Below are 15,307 nucleotides of genomic sequence, written 5' to 3'. Positions count from 1 at the left end.
ACGTCGCCTCAAAATGTATTGCTGCTCTGATAGGTCATTCCTGTGACTCTGCTCGACGAGCGTCTTGACCGGCTTCAACGTCATTGGGGATGGGTTGCGGCGTTACGTTTGCAAGTGACAATAAATCCGCGACCAGCATGTACGTATATACAACGTATCTATCCGCCTCTTCTTGAGAAGAAATTTCCGAATGGCTTCCTTTTTGTGCCGCGGTGAAAGCTGCGTCGAGCCGATCGCCCAAAAAATTTAAACTCGAGCCTACGACGGCCTCATAGCGACTAGAATTCGCTTTATCTTCAACGTACGCGACTAGCCTGTTGATATAGTTATCAACACCCAACTTAATTCTTTTTTCCTTTTGTCCGCTAGCAATTATCCTGTCTTCCCGGGGAGGGTATACCACATCAGCGATATCTTGCAGTATGCGGCGGCAGGTGTGCACCGCATTAGCCCAGTCCTCTGGATTTTCCGATTTCAGATTGTCATAAGCTGCTGCAAACTTCTGAACGGCTTTAGGTGCCAAAAGGCCAATATTTTCATCCACCGTTGTGCGAAGACGCGAGAATATATCTTCCGCAATTCCGGAAAACCTTAGCTCATCATGCTTTCTCGATACATAACGATGAAGAAAGCCTCTCCGACTAGCTAAAGTCGCCGTGTCATCGCTGATGATTTTTCGGAGATCTCGACCTTTCAATGGTGTTTCCTATTTGCGGGCTCACAAACTGATGAGGGTTAGCGGAGGAAATGGATACATTCGCATCTCGCGCCGCATCAATTGCGATCTTAGACGCAGCTATTCTTGCTTCAATAACCTCAACCGCAAGTGTGCTTGCGCGCTCTACGATGGAATTAGCGCCATTTTTATCTTTTTCGCTCGTTTGATAGACCCGGCCAGCGATTTTCGCGATACGCCACACTTCCGGGGCACGCCGGCGGCCTCGGAGGGATATCCTGAAGCTTCATATTCAAAAGCTAGCTGATGATCGTGATCATTCAACAGCCGTGCCAACCGAGAAGCCTTGAGGAGGGAAACGGATAACGCAGTCTCAGATAGCTCGATATTTCTCAGAATTTCTCCGGAAAGCGCCAAAGCCTCTTCCAATGCCTGCCTAGTTGGTGTGATGGCATCACTCTTGGCCATGAGAACTCCCTGCTCGCTTTAGCTCTCCGGTAAATCGCGATGGCTCGCCGACTCCTGCAAGCGCGACGTTGTATACGCTCACATAGTGCAGCTAAAGGCGTCTAGAAAATACCGGAATACAGGCAACGACATAAAAATGAAATCACGCTGCGCGAATATCAAATCTCGCACTCAAATATCAATTTTAGAGAAAAATGGTGCCCGGAGGCGGATTTGAACCACCGACACGCGGATTTTCAATCCGCTGCTCTACCAACTGAGCTATCCGGGCATCCGAGGCCTTGTTAAAGGCCTGCCGGTCGTTTTGGACCGTCCGGAGGAGCAATCCCCGGGAGCGAGCGGGGTTATAACATCTTGTTCGGCCATGTCCAGCACCCGTCGCGACTTTTTTGACAGGTTTGCGAAAATGTCGAATTCGCCTTTAAAAACAGTGGCGGAACGGGCGCCGCCGAATGGGGATAACCGCTATTCGCCTATTTCCATTCGGGCATCCGGGCAAGCTTCCTGCCGTTCAGCCGTCAGGATGGGCTGAGAGGGTGAGCAGGACCAGCCGGGCAGTCACCCCACGCGGCAGCTCCGTGCCGGTCACTCCCGCCCGTCTTCATCCGCCTTGCGCTCGTCGTCGGCCACCGGAATGGCATAGGAACCATTTAGCCAGCGGGAGAGGTCGAGATTGCGGCAGCGTTCGGAACAGAAGGGATAGCTTTCACGGGTCGAGGGCTTGCCGCATTCGGCGCAGGCCCTGGTCTTCCTGAGCGGCTCGACCTTGCCGCCCGTCTTGATCGGTTCGGATGCCATGGAGCAACTCCTCTTTTATCTTGCTGTCGGTAAGGGCTCGCGGCCAACGCGAGCCTAAGCGGATCAGGCGGAAATCACGTTTCCGGCCATGCTCCGGGTACATCAAAGCCTTCGCCGGCCATCAATGTCGTGACCTCGTAGAGCGGCAGGCCGACGACATTGCTGTACGATCCGACGAGTTTCTGCACGAAGGCGCCGGCAATGCCCTGGATGGCATAGGCGCCCGCCTTGCCGCGCCATTGGCCGGACGCGATGTAGTTTTCGATCTCGCGGGTCGAGAGGCGCTTGAAGCGCACCTTGGTCTCGATGACCTTCTGGCGGAACTGGCCGCCGGGCGTAACCAGGCAGATGCCGGTATAGACCCAGTGGCCGCGGCCGGAGAGAAGATGCAGCGCGGCGGATGCCTCTTCCGTATATTCGGTCTTTTCCAGGATGCGGCGGCCGACGGCCACCACGGTATCGGCCGACAGGATATAGCTGTGCCGCCAGGCCGGATCGTCCTTCACCGCCCGGTGGGCGGCCTCGGCCTTTTCGGTGGAGAGGCGGCGGGCGAGCGAGCGGGGATGCTCGGCCCGCTTCGGCGTCTCGTCGATATCCATCGGCATCAGGCGCGCTGGCGCAATGCCGACCTGGTTCAGGAGATCGAGGCGGCGCGGCGAACCCGATGCCAGTATCAGCTTTTGCTCAAGCGCCATTGAATGCCATGCCCTGCCTTGATCCGCTTACTTGAAGCGGTAGGTGATGCGACCCTTGGTCAGGTCGTACGGGGTCATTTCGACGAGAACCTTGTCGCCGGCGAGAACGCGGATACGGTTCTTGCGCATGCGGCCGGCAGTGTGGGCAATGATTTCATGTTCGTTTTCGAGCTTCACGCGGAACGTCGCATTCGGCAGCAGTTCGGTGACGACGCCCGGGAATTCGAGGACTTCTTCTTTAGCCATTTACTGGTTTTCTTTCTGTGGTTGGAACGCAAGCACGGCGGAGCATTCTCCACCGGCCGCGAAAATTGGGCGGAAACTACACAATCGTGTCCGCTTTGTGAACCTAGCCTGATGGCTATTCTTGCAACTGGTCAATTGCTGGGCGCCGGAGGCCGGCGAATGGGCTTCATGCGCCGGTCGATCAACTTCCAGAGATGGTCTCGAACCGCCCTGTAGGCATCGAGAACCTGGTCGCGCGTGCCGGTCGTTGCCGTCGGGTCCATGGTCGGCCAGTAGACCACGTCGACCGGGCTCGACCGCGTCAGTTCCAGCGCCACGTGATGGGCTTCCGGCGTCAGCGTCACGATCAGGTCGAAGAAATCGTCCTCGATCTCTTCCAGCGTGCGCGGCTTGTGCGGCCGCCTGGCATTGAGCGAAAGGCCGATTTCCTCCAGCACGACATCGACGAAGGGATCGGGCTCGCCGGAGCGAACACCGGCCGACTGTATATAGATATCGGGTTGCAGCAGGCTTTTTGCAATGGCCTCGGCCATCGGCGAGCGGATGGAATTCTGTCCGCACATGAACAGGATCGCCGTCGGTATGCCGATCGTCTCCTTGCGGGCCGGCGCGTCGATTGCCATGGTCAGCCGCGCCAGTAGAGCACGCAGACGAGCGTGAAGAGCCGCCTTGCGGTGTCGAAATCGACGCTGATCTTGCCGTCCAGCCGGTCCATCAGGGTCTGCGAGCCCTCGTTGTGGATGCCGCGGCGGCCCATGTCGATCGCCTCGATGCGCGACGGCGTCGCCGTCCTGATCGCCTCGTAATAGCTTTCGCAGATCATGAAGTAGTCCTTGATGATCCGCCGGAAGGGCGTCAGCGACAGAATGTGGGTGGCGACATCCTCATCCGCCTCGGTGGTGATCGCCAGCACCAGCCGGGCATTGGCGAGCGACAGGCGCAGCTTGTACGGCCCTCCCGCGTGGCCGAAGGGCGTGAACGAATTCTCCTCGACGAGATCGAAGATGGCGACCGCCCGCTCATGCTCGACATCGGGCGTCGAGCGCCCGATCGTGTCGTCCAGGACGACGTCGAAGAGCCGGAAGTCGCCCTGCCCCATGCCTAGCCCCCGTTGTCGTCTGGGTTGGCGTTGAGGCGGATCGCGACCGAGCGCGCATGCGCATCGAGCCCTTCGGACCTGGCGAGCGTGATGGCTGCCGGTGCCAGCTTGCGCAGCTGTTCCGGCCCGAGCCTCAGGATCGACGACCGCTTGACGAAATCGAGCACACCGAGGCCAGAGGAAAAACGCGCCGAACGCGCCGTCGGCAGGACGTGGTTGGAACCGCCGACATAATCGCCGATCACTTCCGGCGTGTGGCGACCGATAAAGATCGCGCCGGCATTGACGATGCCGGGCATCAACGCATCGGGATCGGCCACGGCCAGCTCCAAATGCTCGGCGGCGATGCGGTTGGCGAGCGGCAGGGCCGCCTTAAAATCCTCGACCAGGATGACGGCACCGAAATCCCGCCAGCTGGCCGTGGCGATCTCGGCGCGCGACAGCGTCTTCAGCTGGCGCTCAACGGCGGCTTCCACCGCGCGGCCGAATTCGGCATTGTCGGTCATCAGGATCGACTGGGCGCCGGCATCGTGTTCGGCCTGGGCCAGAAGATCGGCGGCGATCCAGTCCGGATCATTATCCTTGTCGGCGATGACGAGCACTTCCGAAGGCCCGGCGATCATGTCGATGCCCACCGTGCCGAACACCTGGCGCTTAGCGGCCGCGACATAGGCATTGCCGGGGCCGACGATTTTTGCCACCGGCGCGATCGTCTCTGTGCCATAGGCGAGTGCCGCCACGGCCTGCGCACCGCCGATGCGGTAGATTTCGGAGATGCCGGCAATGCGGGCCGCAGCGAGAACGGCCGGGTTGATCCTGCCGCCGCCGGCCGGTACCACCATGACGAGGCGCGGCACGCCGGCAACCTTCGCCGGCACGGCGTTCATCAGCACGGAACTCGGGTAGCTCGCGGTACCGCCCGGAACATAGAGGCCGACCGCCTCGATCGCCGTCCAGCGGGATCCGAGGCCGACGCCGATCGCATCCTCGTAGATGTCGTCCTTCGGCATCTGGCGGGCGTGGTGCTTTTCGATGCGCTCGGCGGCCAGCTTCAGCGCGTCGATGACATCAGGATCAGTCTCGGCATAGGCCGCATCGATCTCGGCCTCGGAGACGCGAATGCCGACCTTGGCGAGATCGACTTTCTCGAAGCGGGCGGAATATTCGATCAGCGCTGCATCGCCGCGGGCGCGGACATCGTCGATGATCGCCTTGACCACGGCATTGACGTCTTCGGAAACCTCGCGCTTGGTCGACAGAAACGCGGCAAAGCGCGCCTCGAAATCACCGGATGCCTGTTCAAGCCAAGTTGCCACGCTGATAAGTCCTTCCATTCCAATGCCAGAATGAGACCTCAAGGAGCCCTCACCCGGCCTAAGATGGGGTCAGGGATGGCGTGGCCTCGATGCGGTTTCCCATGCGCCGCCGATATCCGCAAGAGCGACTTCGATGCATTCGACATCAAGCGCGATGGTCGCACCGCCGGAGAGCACGAGTTCGACCGTTCCTTCCGGGCCTTCGCCCTTCTGGACGAAACGGACGGCGAGGAGCGAGAGCACGTCCTCCTTGCGATCGCGATCGATGCCGGTGGAGCGGACGGCAAGCGCCCGCTTGAAGACGAGGGCTGCTCGATGGCGCTCGAAACCCTTGCGCTTGCCGGTCGCGGCCTTCCAGTCGAAACGGTTGGCGGCAAGCGAGAACATCTTTTCCGATGCGGACCAGCTGACATCGGCAAGCTTGAAGACGGCGTCCTGCATATGGGCGGAAACGACGTCCAGATCATCCTTGTCGAGAGCAAGAAGCTTCAGCTCGGTCATGCGCTATCGTTCCATCCTTGGGCCGCGGGGTGCTGCCTGTTGTTCCATGCGCTGGAGATAGGATGGGACCGGTGAAGAAGCAACAGCCCGGCGAAAGACGGATGCCCAGCATAAGTCCCATGCCTGGCTGTTGCAGGGTATTACGTCGGGAAATCGGCAGACAGCGTCAGTTCCTTCAGGCTCTCAACCTCGTCGAGGCTGCGCTTCAGCTTGCCGGTCACGCCGTTATAGGCATCTTCGCCCAGCACGAGATGCAGCGGCGGGTTGGCGCTTTCGACGATCCTGATCATCGCCTCGCCGGCACGCACCGGATCGCCGGGCTGCTTGCCGCTATAGCCTGCCGTGGTCTTCATGCGGGTCGCTGCGGTTTCCTCGTATTCAGCGATCTTGACCGGTGTCTGTCGCAGCGAACGGCCTGCCCAGTCGGTGCGGAAGGGACCGGGCGCCACGCAGGTGACCTTGAGGCCGAACGGCGCCACTTCCTTGGCAAGCGCATCCGAGAACCCTTCGACCGCATGTTTGGTCGCCGCATAGTAGCCCGAGCCGGGGAAGCCGATGAAGCCTGCCTGGGAGGTGAGGCTGATGACGTGGCCCTTGCGGCGCTTGCGCATGCCCGGCAGCACGGCGCGAGTCATGGCGAAGAGGCCGAAGACATTGGCGTCGAACATTGCGCGGATCTCATCCTCCACGCCCTCCTCGATCGAGGCCTGGTAGCCGTAGCCGGCATTGTTGACGAGCACGTCGATGCGGCCGAATTTTTCTTCTGCAGCCTTTACCGCGGCCTCGATCTGGGCCTCGTCGGTGACGTCCAGAGAAAGTGCGAGCGCATTGTCGTGCCCCTCAACGAGGTCGGCGAGGCTATCCTTTTTGCGGGCGGTCGCAACAGTCGGGAAGCCGCGCGCGATGGTCAGCTTGGCGAGTTCGCGACCGAAGCCGGTCGAGCAGCCGGTAATGAACCAGACGGGGGAAGAAGCGTCAGCCATGGGAAAATCTCCGTTGAAAGCCGGATCATGAATATGAGGCGGGAGATGGCATCGCCCCGACAACTGGAACCAGTTTTCGGAAAGGACGATGCGCGGTTTCTAAGTTGGGGTGCGCTTCTGACATAGGCATGCGAAAAGGGACGGCAAGGTGTTTCCCTGCCGTCCCCCTTAAAAACAGATCGTAGTAGATCAATCAGTCGCTGACGCGTTCGACGACGGCGCCGCAGCGGGTGAGCTTCTCTTCCAGCCGTTCGAAACCACGGTCGAGATGGTAGACGCGGCTGACCATCGTGTCGCCCTCGGCGGCCAAGCCGGCGATGACGAGGAGACGGAAGCGCGCAGGTCGGTCGCCATGACCGGAGCGCCCTTCAGGCGCGAGACGCCCTCGATACGGGCCATCTGGCCGGAGAGCGAGATCTTGGCGCCGAGGCGGGCCAGTTCCTGCACATGCATGAAGCGGTTTTCGAAGATCGTCTCGGTGACGTGCGAGACGCCCGACGAACGGGTCATCAGCGCCATGAACTGTGCCTGCAGGTCGGTCGGGAAGCCCGGGAAGGGTTCGGTGACGATATCGACCGGCTGGATGCCGTTGCCGTTGCGCACGACGCGCAGGCCGCTTTCCGTCTCGGTGATCTCGGCACCGGCGAGTTTCAGCGTATCGAGCGCGTTGTCGAGCAGCGAGGCGCGCGTGCCGGTGAGTGTCACGTCACCACCGGTCATGGCGACAGCCATGGCATAGGTGCCGGTCTCGATGCGGTCAGGCAGGACGCGGTGACGGGCGCCATGCAGGGACGAGACGCCCTCGACGGTGATCGTCTTCGTGCCGGCGCCGGTGATCTTGGCGCCCATGGCCGTGAGGCACTCGGCAAGGTCGACGATCTCGGGCTCACGCGCGGCGTTGTCGATGATGGTCGTGCCCTTGGCGAGCGTCGCCGCCATCAGCATCACATGGGTGGCGCCGACGGAAACCTTGGGGAAGGTGTATTGCGCGCCGACAAGGCCGCCGGCAGGCGCCGTGACATTCACGTAACCGCCATCGATCTCGATCTCCGCGCCGAGAGCCGCAAGGCTTTCGAGGAACAGGTCGACCGGACGCGTGCCGATGGCGCAGCCGCCCGGCAGCGAGACACGGGCCCTGCCCTCACGCGCCAGAAGCGGGCCGATGACCCAGAAGGATGCGCGCATCTTGGAGACCAGCTCGTAAGGGGCGGTCGTATCGACGATGGTGCGGCAGGTGAACTGGATGGTGCGGGCGTAGCTTTCGACCTGGCCTTCGCGGCGGCCATTGACGGAAATGTCGACGCCGTGATTGCCGAGAATGCGCAGAAGCTGCTCGACGTCTGCCAGATGGGGCACGTTTTCGAGCGTCAGCGTGTCGCTCGTCAGAAGCGAGGCGATCATCAGCGGCAGCGCGGCATTCTTGGCGCCGGAAATCGGAATGATGCCGTTCAGCTCATTGCCGCCGGTAATACGGATGCGATCCATGATTGAAAAACTTTCCCTCTCAAGCGCGGAAGGCAGCGTCCTTAGACGAAAAGCCCCGGCTCATCAATGTTGTGAAATCCTGTGAGACCCCGAAAGCCGGAGTAGATCAGGATGATTCGTCCGATTTTGCGGCAGCGGGCGCAGATGCCGGCAGTCCTTGGGTCTCGTCGGCCTCGCCGGCACGCCTGGCGCGGGCCTGGCCCTTGCGGCGCATCAGGTTCTCGCGCAGCTTGGCGGAAGCCTTGGCCCGGCGCTCCGCCTCACGGGCGGCCTGCGCCGCACGCGCCCGGTCGCCCCGGCTTTCGCCGCGCGGCTGGCGTGTCTCATTCTCGGTTTCGTCATTTTCGGCCATCGCCCTCAATAACCAAAAAGCCCCGGAAACAAAAGCGCAGCCGAAGTTTTCCCCATCGTCGGCAAAAGAACTTGGAAATTGCGGCTTGCGCTCCCGGTGAAGCTATGGCAATAGGCCGCTCACCAACGACGCGGCACAAGCCCGCGCCGCCTGAATGCTGCTATAGCTCAGGGGTAGAGCACTCCCTTGGTAAGGGAGAGGCCGAGAGTTCAAATCTCTCTAGCAGCACCATTTTTTCCAAGTAAGTGACATTCCACACTCCTAATATACACGTCGAAGGTGTACTTATTTGTCTTCGTCGATAATGCGAATCCATACTGCTTTACGACCTAGAATTGCCTGTGCTAGTAAATGCTCGGGCAGTGGTGGCGGCATGACAGGTCAATTTTTATACTCAGTAAATACCGTATTCTCAGTACAAGTTGCAAACAGGTACAGGAACGGAATATTTTATGCCTGGTGTAGCGAAGCGTTTTCGGCGGGCCAACAGCCAGGGCAAGCACCATCTGCAATGGTAGCGCCTAGTTCAGATCCTGCTGTAATATACGAGCAATTACATAGGGCGGTGGCTGGCGAAGATCGCCACGATGCCCGGATCAAAAGCTACAAAAGAACGTTTAAACGTCTTGCTGAGGATTGGCTGAGCAGTGGCGAGATAACCAAGGAACAGCGCGACGAGTTGGTTACAAATTGTCAACAAAACAGCTTCAAGATGTGGCGACCCTTGTTATTTATCATATCAAGGCCACATGTCGAAGTCAGATTAAAAAAGTTCCTGCGACCAAGAGGGCCGGTCCAGGCGACGAGTTTATAATCGCTGATTTGCGCGCCTCAGAATTCGACATCATTGAGCTCCCGGTGCTAATCAAATGATCAAAGTCGATACCATTCCCGGATTAGAAAATCTCGACGCGAAAGCGGCAGCAGGGGTGCTATCACGAATGGCACTAGATATTCAGAGTTCAGGCCTAAATCCGGCAGCGAGCCCGAGAGTTGACGGCGAAAATGATAGGCGTCGTAAGATACTAAGTTTTGCACAGCGCGATGTGGCATCAAACAATCCTGACCAAATGTTGGATTGGCTTGACGAATTGTTGGAGGAAGTGTCCGAGCCAATAGATAAAGCAGCCGCCCTACATCGGCTTAACGTTGACGCAGCGATTCCAAGTGACGCATTCTCGGCTAAATTTACCAATTTTCAGCCGCTCTCATTGCTCAATCTTATTGAAGACAAAGCAAATGCATCTCTGACAATAAAGCGTCCAGATTATCATGAATACTTCGGGCCGGACTTTAATCCAGGCCTAATCTCCATTTTTGGAAAATGGATCGGAGACGGACGCGGGCGACATCTGCTTGTTGTCGCGGGTTTTCGCGAAGAAGATTTAGATTTTCAGGTGATGGAAATCATCAGGATATACCCGCAATCCGTGCGCACCTATCCAATGGCCAAGCTTAGTGAGATGATAGAGAGATTTTCGCACGTATACGGAGCTGTTTTTAGTATTGGCTCATTCTCGGGTTATTTTTTAAAAAACATCTCCTTCCCAGGCCAAGAGGTGAAGTATACCGTTACTAAGCCGCGTTACCCGGGAACACACAGAGCATCTTACTTGGCGAGATCGGATAGCGACACCATACATGTGAGTTTTGGCATGTGTATCAACACTGATCGGTACACACAGGATATCAGAAAATTTAGCCGGTAGAGTCCGGTCTGACCGAGACTTTAGGTCGGACATCTATACAATATAATATGATGCCGCTCTCACCCCTTCGACACCCGATAGCGCAGGTGCAGCAATCCCGAGCCGATCTCCGTACAACTCATCAGGGACAACGCGCATTTGCCGGCGAGCCCCTCCTCGCCGAATTCCACGATCCGGTCGCTGCCCTTCCGGGCGTCCAGCGCCGGCGCCACTAGGAGGCTGAGTTCATCGACGAGGCCTGCCGCAAACAGCGAGCCGTTGATGCCGGCGCCGCCTTCGAGAAGCAGGCGCTTGATGCCGAATTCGCGGCCGAGTGCCTTGATCATCGCGGCAAGATCGATCTCCTCTTGATCGGAGACGATGTAGGAAACGCCGTCTGCCGCAAGCTCGGCCAGATGATCGTCGCCGACATCGCGTCCCAGGAGGACAACGACATGATCACCATCGAGATCTCCGCCTGAAAAATGTAGCCTGCCCGATGGATCGAGCGCGATCGCGTGGGACGCCGCCGCGTCGTCGGCGATATGAACCGGACGATTGACGTCCTTCGGTTCCGCGGGCGGGTGCGGCTCGGCCTTCGCCATTTCCGCCATCGTCACGCGCCCCACCAGCCAGCCATCGGCGGAGAAATCCCGGTGGATTTTTTCGTATTGGGCGGACCAGTCGTCGCGCTCGCCGTCCGGGCTCGTGGTCCAGCGGGTCGCATGCAGCCCGCCGTCAAGCGAGGTGATCATGTGGCAAATGACATAGGGTTTCATCGCTGCGCCCCTCCCGTTGCAGTGGCACCGCGGCTCAACGACCCGCAACCGCCCTCAACCTCAATATGGACAGGCGGTCGCCGAAGGGAAGCGCGCAACGGCGGCTTATGCCCAAATCACCAAAATCATAACCTTTCGAGGCAGCGGATCAGACGTGGAGACCTCAGAACAGGCCGGGCCGCGCGGTCGTCGTATCGTTGTCGCCGACGGGATCGACGTCCGCGAGACGGACGAACTCGACGCCGCGGGCCTTGAGCTTGAGGATGGCACTGGCCACGCCCTGGCCTGCCGCATGGGTCGGCTGGTTGATGTGGGAGATCACCACGTCCCCGTCCTTCGCCGCCGCGATCCGCTTTTCGGCAGCGCCCGCGCCGAGCAGCGAGCCGTCGTCGCCATTCAGCGAATAGCCGGCAATGCGGTAACCCATGGCGCGGACTTCGTCGATCGAAGTCCTGTCGTATTTTGCCGTCGCGCCGCGGAACCAGTGGGGTGCCGGAAAACCTGCCGCGATCACCGCCTCGGCGCCCTTGGCCACTTCCCGTGACACGGCTTCCGGCGATCCGGCGGCCGGGATGCCGTAGACCGGCACGGCGACATCAATCGCCGGTATGTGGTTTTCACCGTGGTTCTCGATTTCGAAGAGATCGGGATGGGCGAGGAAGACCGCGACCGTCGCCGGGTTCTTCCGCAGCCAGCGGGCCGTGACGAAGACGGTTGCCGGAATGCGCTCGTTGATCAGGGTGGAGAGAATGCGCTCGTCCACCGCGCCCATGCAGGCGTCAAAGGTCAGCGCCACGCGGAGGCGGGATACGCCGTCAGCCTTGGCGAGATGCAGCTTCGGCTCGACCAGCCGCACTTTTGGCGCGCTCGCAGAAGGCTGGGCCACGGCCGTGTCCGAAGCAAGGGCGGCAGGTGCGGAAGAGAGCCCGCAGGCAAGAGCGAGGAGAACGGCAGTCAGGCGGGCGTGCATAGGGTCAAATCCGGTTGATCACCCGTCCATATACCTGCGCACTGTCACAGGCCACGAGCATTTGCGCATGACACCCGTGTTCGCGGCACAGGCCCCGCCATGGGAGAGCCGCGATCGAAACCTAGAAGCCGACGGCCATCAGGCGCTGGTGCATGTTCGTCAGCCCCTCGGTGCGACGCGTGGCCAGCTTGCTTTCCCAGGCGATCGCGGTATCGACGATCAGGTCGAGATCGTCATGTTGCGGCTGCCATTCCAGAAGCCGGCGGGCGAGCGTCGAGTTGGCGACGACGCTTGCCGCATCGCCCGGGCGGCGCGGGCCGTAGGAAATGTCGAAGGACTGGCCGCTGACGCGTTTGACCGCATCGAGAACCTCGAGCACAGAGTAGCCACGGCCGTAACCGCAATTGGCGATCAGCGGCTCGCCGCCACGGCGCAGATAGCTCAGCGCCTTCAGATGCGCCGCGACGAGATCGGTGACGTGGATATAGTCGCGGATGCCGGTGCCGTCGGGCGTCGGGTAGTCGGTGCCGTAGACGTCGACGCCGGGGCGGCTGCCGAGGGCTGCCTCGCAGGCGATCTTGATCAGATGCGTCGCGCCTTCCGTCGAAAGGCCCGTGCGACCCTGCGGATCGGCGCCAGCGACGTTGAAATAGCGGAGCGCCACGAAGCGGAAGTCATGGGCGGCGGCGGCATCGCGCAGCATCAGTTCCGACATCAGCTTCGACTGGCCATAGGGGTTCTTCGGCAGCGTCGGTGCGCTTTCCAGAACCGGCGTATCATCGGGCTGCTCGCCGTAAACGGCAGCGGTGGAGGAAAAGACGAGATGCTTGATGCCTGCCTTGACAGCCGCGGCGGCAAGCAGGCGGGTCTTGCTGGTGTTGTTCTCGTAGTAATCCAGCGGCTGGGCCATGGACTGCGGCACGGCGATCGAGCCGGCGAAATGCATCACGGCATCGATGTTGTTTTCGGCAAAGATCTCCGGCAACAGCTTCCGGTCGCCGACATCGCCGAGATAGAAGCGGGCCGCAGCCGGCACGGCCCAACGGAAGCCGGTCGACAGGCGGTCGAGCACGACCACGTCCTCGCCCGCATCGAGCAGCGCCCACACCATGTGGCTGCCGATATATCCCGCTCCGCCAGTTACCAGAACCGCCATGACAATGTTTCCCTGCCTTCCATGTTCCCGGCAGGAAAACACCGCGGCACTTGCTCATTGATTACAATTACGGGGCTGCCGCATCTATATTAGCAAGTGTGTATAACAGACGTTTTCAGCGATGCATAAAGTTTTATGCAACGAAGGTCGCAGTCTGCGGTTACAGAGCCTTGATATAGGTCGCGAGCCTGTCGGCCGCTTCCTCGATCTGCACCGGATTGCGCAGGAAGCAGGCGCGCAGAAAGGCCTCACCGCCCTTGCCGAAGGCCGAACCCGGCGCCAGCGCCACACCCGCCCTGTCGACGATATCAAAGGCGGCCTGACGACTATCCGTGATGCCGTCCACCTTGAGGAAGGCATAGAGCGCACCGTCCGGCTTCAGCGTCTGGACGCGGTTTGTGGCGATCAGCATGTCGCAGAGAATGTCGCGCGACTTGCGGGCGCGATCGATGTTTTCTTCCACGAAGGCGTCGCCCTCGTTGAGCGCCACCACGGCGCCGCGCTGCATGAACTGGGCGACGCCCGAGTTGGAATACTGCACGAGGTTCTCGATCACCTGGCCGAGTTCCGCAGGCGCCACCAGCCAGCCGACGCGCCAGCCGGTCATCGACCAGTTCTTGGAGAAGGAATTGGCGTAGATGATGCGGTCATCCGGCTCCGACACGTCGAGGAAGGACGGAGCACGCACCGCACCGCCGTAATAGTAGCGGGCATAGATCTCGTCAGCGATGATCCACAAGCCGTGCTTGCGGCAGAGCCCCAGGATCGCGGCCAGATCTTCCTTGGTCGCGGTCCAGCCGGTCGGGTTGGACGGCGTGTTGATGAACAGGCCCCTGGTCTTCGGCGTGATCGTCGCTTCCAGCTTGGCTATGTCGAGCGACCAGGCGCCGCCGGTGAATTCCAGCGGCAGGCCGGTCGCGACAGCGCCGGAAATCTCGATCGCCGAGACGATGTTGGGCCAGGTCGGCGACAGATAGATCATCTCGTCGCCAGGACCACAGATCGCCTGAACCGCCATCATGATGGCATGCATGCCCGATCCCGTGACGTAGAAATGCTCCATCGGCAGCGACACGGAAAAGTGCCGCGCATAATAGTCGGACAGCGCCTGGCGCAGTTCGGGAATGCCGCGCTGCCAGGTATAGAAGGTCTCACCGCCGATGAGCGCCTCGGATGCGGCGCGATTGATGAAATCCGGGGTCGGAAGTTCGCCCTCGCCGGCCCAGAGCGGGATCAGGTCCTGACGTCCGCCGATGCGGGCGTGGTTGATGATCTCGACGATGCCGCTCTCGGGAGCACCAAGAGCGCGTGGGCTGAGCGAAGCGAGAAGCGACATGCGGATTTCCTGTTGTTTCGTCCTCCTCCTTTAGCGCAGGAAGAGGACGAAATTCCAATGACAATCCGTGAGCCGGCAATTCATTGTTCTGATGAATGCCGCATCGCACAATCGCTTGGGACGATTACCGCGTCTTGAGGATATCGCGGATCTCGGACAGGAGCTGGATATCGGCCGGCGGCGGAGCAGGCTTTTCATCCACCGGCTTCTTTTCTTCCATGGCGCGCAGCCTGTTCACGCCCTTGACCATCAGGAAGATGATGAAGGCGAGGATGAGGAAGTTGATCATCACGGTGATGAAGCTGCCATAGGCGAAGACTGCGCCCTGCTTGCGGGCTTCTTCCAGCGAAGGCGCAGTAACTGCGCTAGACAGCGCCAGGAAGTAATTAGAGAAATCGAAACCGCCGCCGGTGATCGCGCCGACGACCGGCATGACGATATCATTGACGAGAGACGTGACGATGCCGGTGAAGGCGCCGCCGATGATGATACCGACCGCCAGGTCGATGACATTGCCCTTGGCGATGAAGGAACGGAATTCGCTGACTACAGACATGGACATAACCCCTCTCTTGGTTGCCGTCGGGGCTAACATAGCGTTCCCTCATATGCTGAAAAGGTGCAAAAGCCCAAAGACTTAAACCTGACAATCGATCAGGCCGCCCTTTGCGGTATTGGACTTTTTGACAAGACGCCGCCGATTTCCAAGACCTGGCAGATCGCTTACATTCGCCGAGAGGAGCGCATTTGTTTGCGGCG

17 protein-coding genes, 2 tRNA genes and 1 pseudogene are annotated in these 15,307 nt (G+C 60.0%); 2 read left to right on the top strand and 18 right to left on the bottom strand.

The window, feature by feature from the left end:
* Positions 1 to 34 precede the first annotated feature (34 nt).
* The 13 genes and pseudogenes from N7E02_RS18765 to N7E02_RS18705 all read right to left on the bottom strand — a co-directional run bounded on the left by N7E02_RS18765 (position 35) and on the right by N7E02_RS18705 (position 8,619).
* Complete coding sequence (locus N7E02_RS18765) at positions 35 to 697, bottom strand: hypothetical protein (RefSeq protein ID WP_286579175.1); 663 nt, start codon at positions 695 to 697, stop codon at positions 35 to 37.
* 144 nt (positions 698 to 841) lie between these two features.
* Positions 842 to 1,144, bottom strand: coding sequence for an AbiTii domain-containing protein (locus tag N7E02_RS18760; RefSeq protein WP_286579174.1), 303 nt, complete (start codon positions 1,142 to 1,144; stop codon positions 842 to 844).
* Between the two features lie 195 nt (positions 1,145 to 1,339).
* A tRNA-Phe gene (locus tag N7E02_RS18755) sits at positions 1,340 to 1,415 on the bottom strand.
* A 314-nt stretch (positions 1,416 to 1,729) separates the two neighbouring features.
* Positions 1,730 to 1,942, bottom strand: a complete 213-nt coding sequence (gene yacG, locus N7E02_RS18750; protein ID WP_286579173.1) for a DNA gyrase inhibitor YacG — start codon at positions 1,940 to 1,942, stop codon at positions 1,730 to 1,732.
* 74 nt (positions 1,943 to 2,016) lie between these two features.
* Positions 2,017 to 2,637, bottom strand: coding sequence for a Maf-like protein (locus tag N7E02_RS18745; protein ID WP_286579172.1), 621 nt, complete (start codon positions 2,635 to 2,637; stop codon positions 2,017 to 2,019).
* 27 nt (positions 2,638 to 2,664) lie between these two features.
* Positions 2,665 to 2,883, bottom strand: a complete 219-nt coding sequence (gene infA, locus N7E02_RS18740; protein WP_004435948.1) for a translation initiation factor IF-1 — start codon at positions 2,881 to 2,883, stop codon at positions 2,665 to 2,667.
* Positions 2,884 to 3,014: 131 nt separating this feature from the next.
* A complete protein-coding gene (locus N7E02_RS18735) occupies positions 3,015 to 3,506 on the bottom strand; it encodes an arsenate-mycothiol transferase ArsC (RefSeq protein ID WP_374730637.1) in 492 nt (163 codons plus the stop codon).
* Between the two features lie 2 nt (positions 3,507 to 3,508).
* A complete protein-coding gene (locus N7E02_RS18730; protein WP_092998358.1) occupies positions 3,509 to 3,982 on the bottom strand; it encodes a UPF0262 family protein in 474 nt (157 codons plus the stop codon).
* 2 nt (positions 3,983 to 3,984) lie between these two features.
* Positions 3,985 to 5,298: a histidinol dehydrogenase gene (gene hisD / locus N7E02_RS18725; RefSeq protein WP_286579171.1), complete on the bottom strand. Its 1,314-nt coding sequence runs from the start codon at positions 5,296 to 5,298 to the stop codon at positions 3,985 to 3,987.
* Between the two features lie 69 nt (positions 5,299 to 5,367).
* Positions 5,368 to 5,799 carry a DUF2948 family protein gene (locus N7E02_RS18720; RefSeq protein WP_286579170.1) on the bottom strand — a complete coding sequence of 144 codons (432 nt, stop codon included), beginning with the start codon at positions 5,797 to 5,799 and terminating at the stop codon, positions 5,368 to 5,370.
* A 140-nt stretch (positions 5,800 to 5,939) separates the two neighbouring features.
* Positions 5,940 to 6,782 (bottom strand): oxidoreductase, encoded by an 843-nt coding sequence (locus N7E02_RS18715; RefSeq protein WP_286579169.1) that lies wholly within the window; start codon positions 6,780 to 6,782, stop codon positions 5,940 to 5,942.
* Positions 6,783 to 6,975: 193 nt separating this feature from the next.
* Positions 6,976 to 8,267: pseudogene (gene murA, locus N7E02_RS18710) on the bottom strand (UDP-N-acetylglucosamine 1-carboxyvinyltransferase).
* Positions 8,268 to 8,373: 106 nt separating this feature from the next.
* The gene (locus N7E02_RS18705) at positions 8,374 to 8,619 is read right to left on the bottom strand and encodes a hypothetical protein (RefSeq protein WP_286579168.1); all 246 of its coding nucleotides are present in this window, start codon (positions 8,617 to 8,619) and stop codon (positions 8,374 to 8,376) included.
* Positions 8,620 to 8,775: 156 nt separating this feature from the next.
* Between N7E02_RS18705 and N7E02_RS18700 the strand changes: the two genes are divergently transcribed.
* Positions 8,776 to 8,850 (top strand) — tRNA-Thr (locus N7E02_RS18700).
* A 638-nt stretch (positions 8,851 to 9,488) separates the two neighbouring features.
* Positions 9,489 to 10,328 carry a hypothetical protein gene (locus tag N7E02_RS18695; RefSeq protein ID WP_286579167.1) on the top strand — a complete coding sequence of 280 codons (840 nt, stop codon included), beginning with the start codon at positions 9,489 to 9,491 and terminating at the stop codon, positions 10,326 to 10,328.
* Between the two features lie 59 nt (positions 10,329 to 10,387).
* Here N7E02_RS18695 and N7E02_RS18690 read toward each other — a convergent pair whose 3' ends face one another.
* The 5 genes from N7E02_RS18690 to mscL all read right to left on the bottom strand — a co-directional run bounded on the left by N7E02_RS18690 (position 10,388) and on the right by mscL (position 15,104).
* Positions 10,388 to 11,086, bottom strand: coding sequence for a RibD family protein (locus tag N7E02_RS18690; protein ID WP_286579166.1), 699 nt, complete (start codon positions 11,084 to 11,086; stop codon positions 10,388 to 10,390).
* 163 nt (positions 11,087 to 11,249) lie between these two features.
* Positions 11,250 to 12,056, bottom strand: a complete 807-nt coding sequence (locus N7E02_RS18685) for a polysaccharide deacetylase family protein (RefSeq protein WP_286579165.1) — start codon at positions 12,054 to 12,056, stop codon at positions 11,250 to 11,252.
* Between the two features lie 121 nt (positions 12,057 to 12,177).
* On the bottom strand, positions 12,178 to 13,212 hold the full coding sequence (gene galE / locus N7E02_RS18680; protein WP_286579164.1) for a UDP-glucose 4-epimerase GalE: 1,035 nt from the start codon (positions 13,210 to 13,212) through the stop codon (positions 12,178 to 12,180).
* A 160-nt stretch (positions 13,213 to 13,372) separates the two neighbouring features.
* Complete coding sequence (locus N7E02_RS18675; RefSeq protein WP_286579163.1) at positions 13,373 to 14,548, bottom strand: pyridoxal phosphate-dependent aminotransferase; 1,176 nt, start codon at positions 14,546 to 14,548, stop codon at positions 13,373 to 13,375.
* A gap of 124 nt (positions 14,549 to 14,672) precedes the next feature.
* Positions 14,673 to 15,104 carry a large conductance mechanosensitive channel protein MscL gene (gene mscL / locus N7E02_RS18670; RefSeq protein ID WP_286579162.1) on the bottom strand — a complete coding sequence of 144 codons (432 nt, stop codon included), beginning with the start codon at positions 15,102 to 15,104 and terminating at the stop codon, positions 14,673 to 14,675.
* Positions 15,105 to 15,307 lie beyond the last annotated feature (203 nt).

This window comes from Terrirhizobium terrae (assembly GCF_030323265.1).
Classification (GTDB): Bacteria; Pseudomonadota; Alphaproteobacteria; order Rhizobiales; family Rhizobiaceae; genus Neorhizobium.
This window is presented reverse-complemented; position numbering and strand designations above follow the sequence as displayed.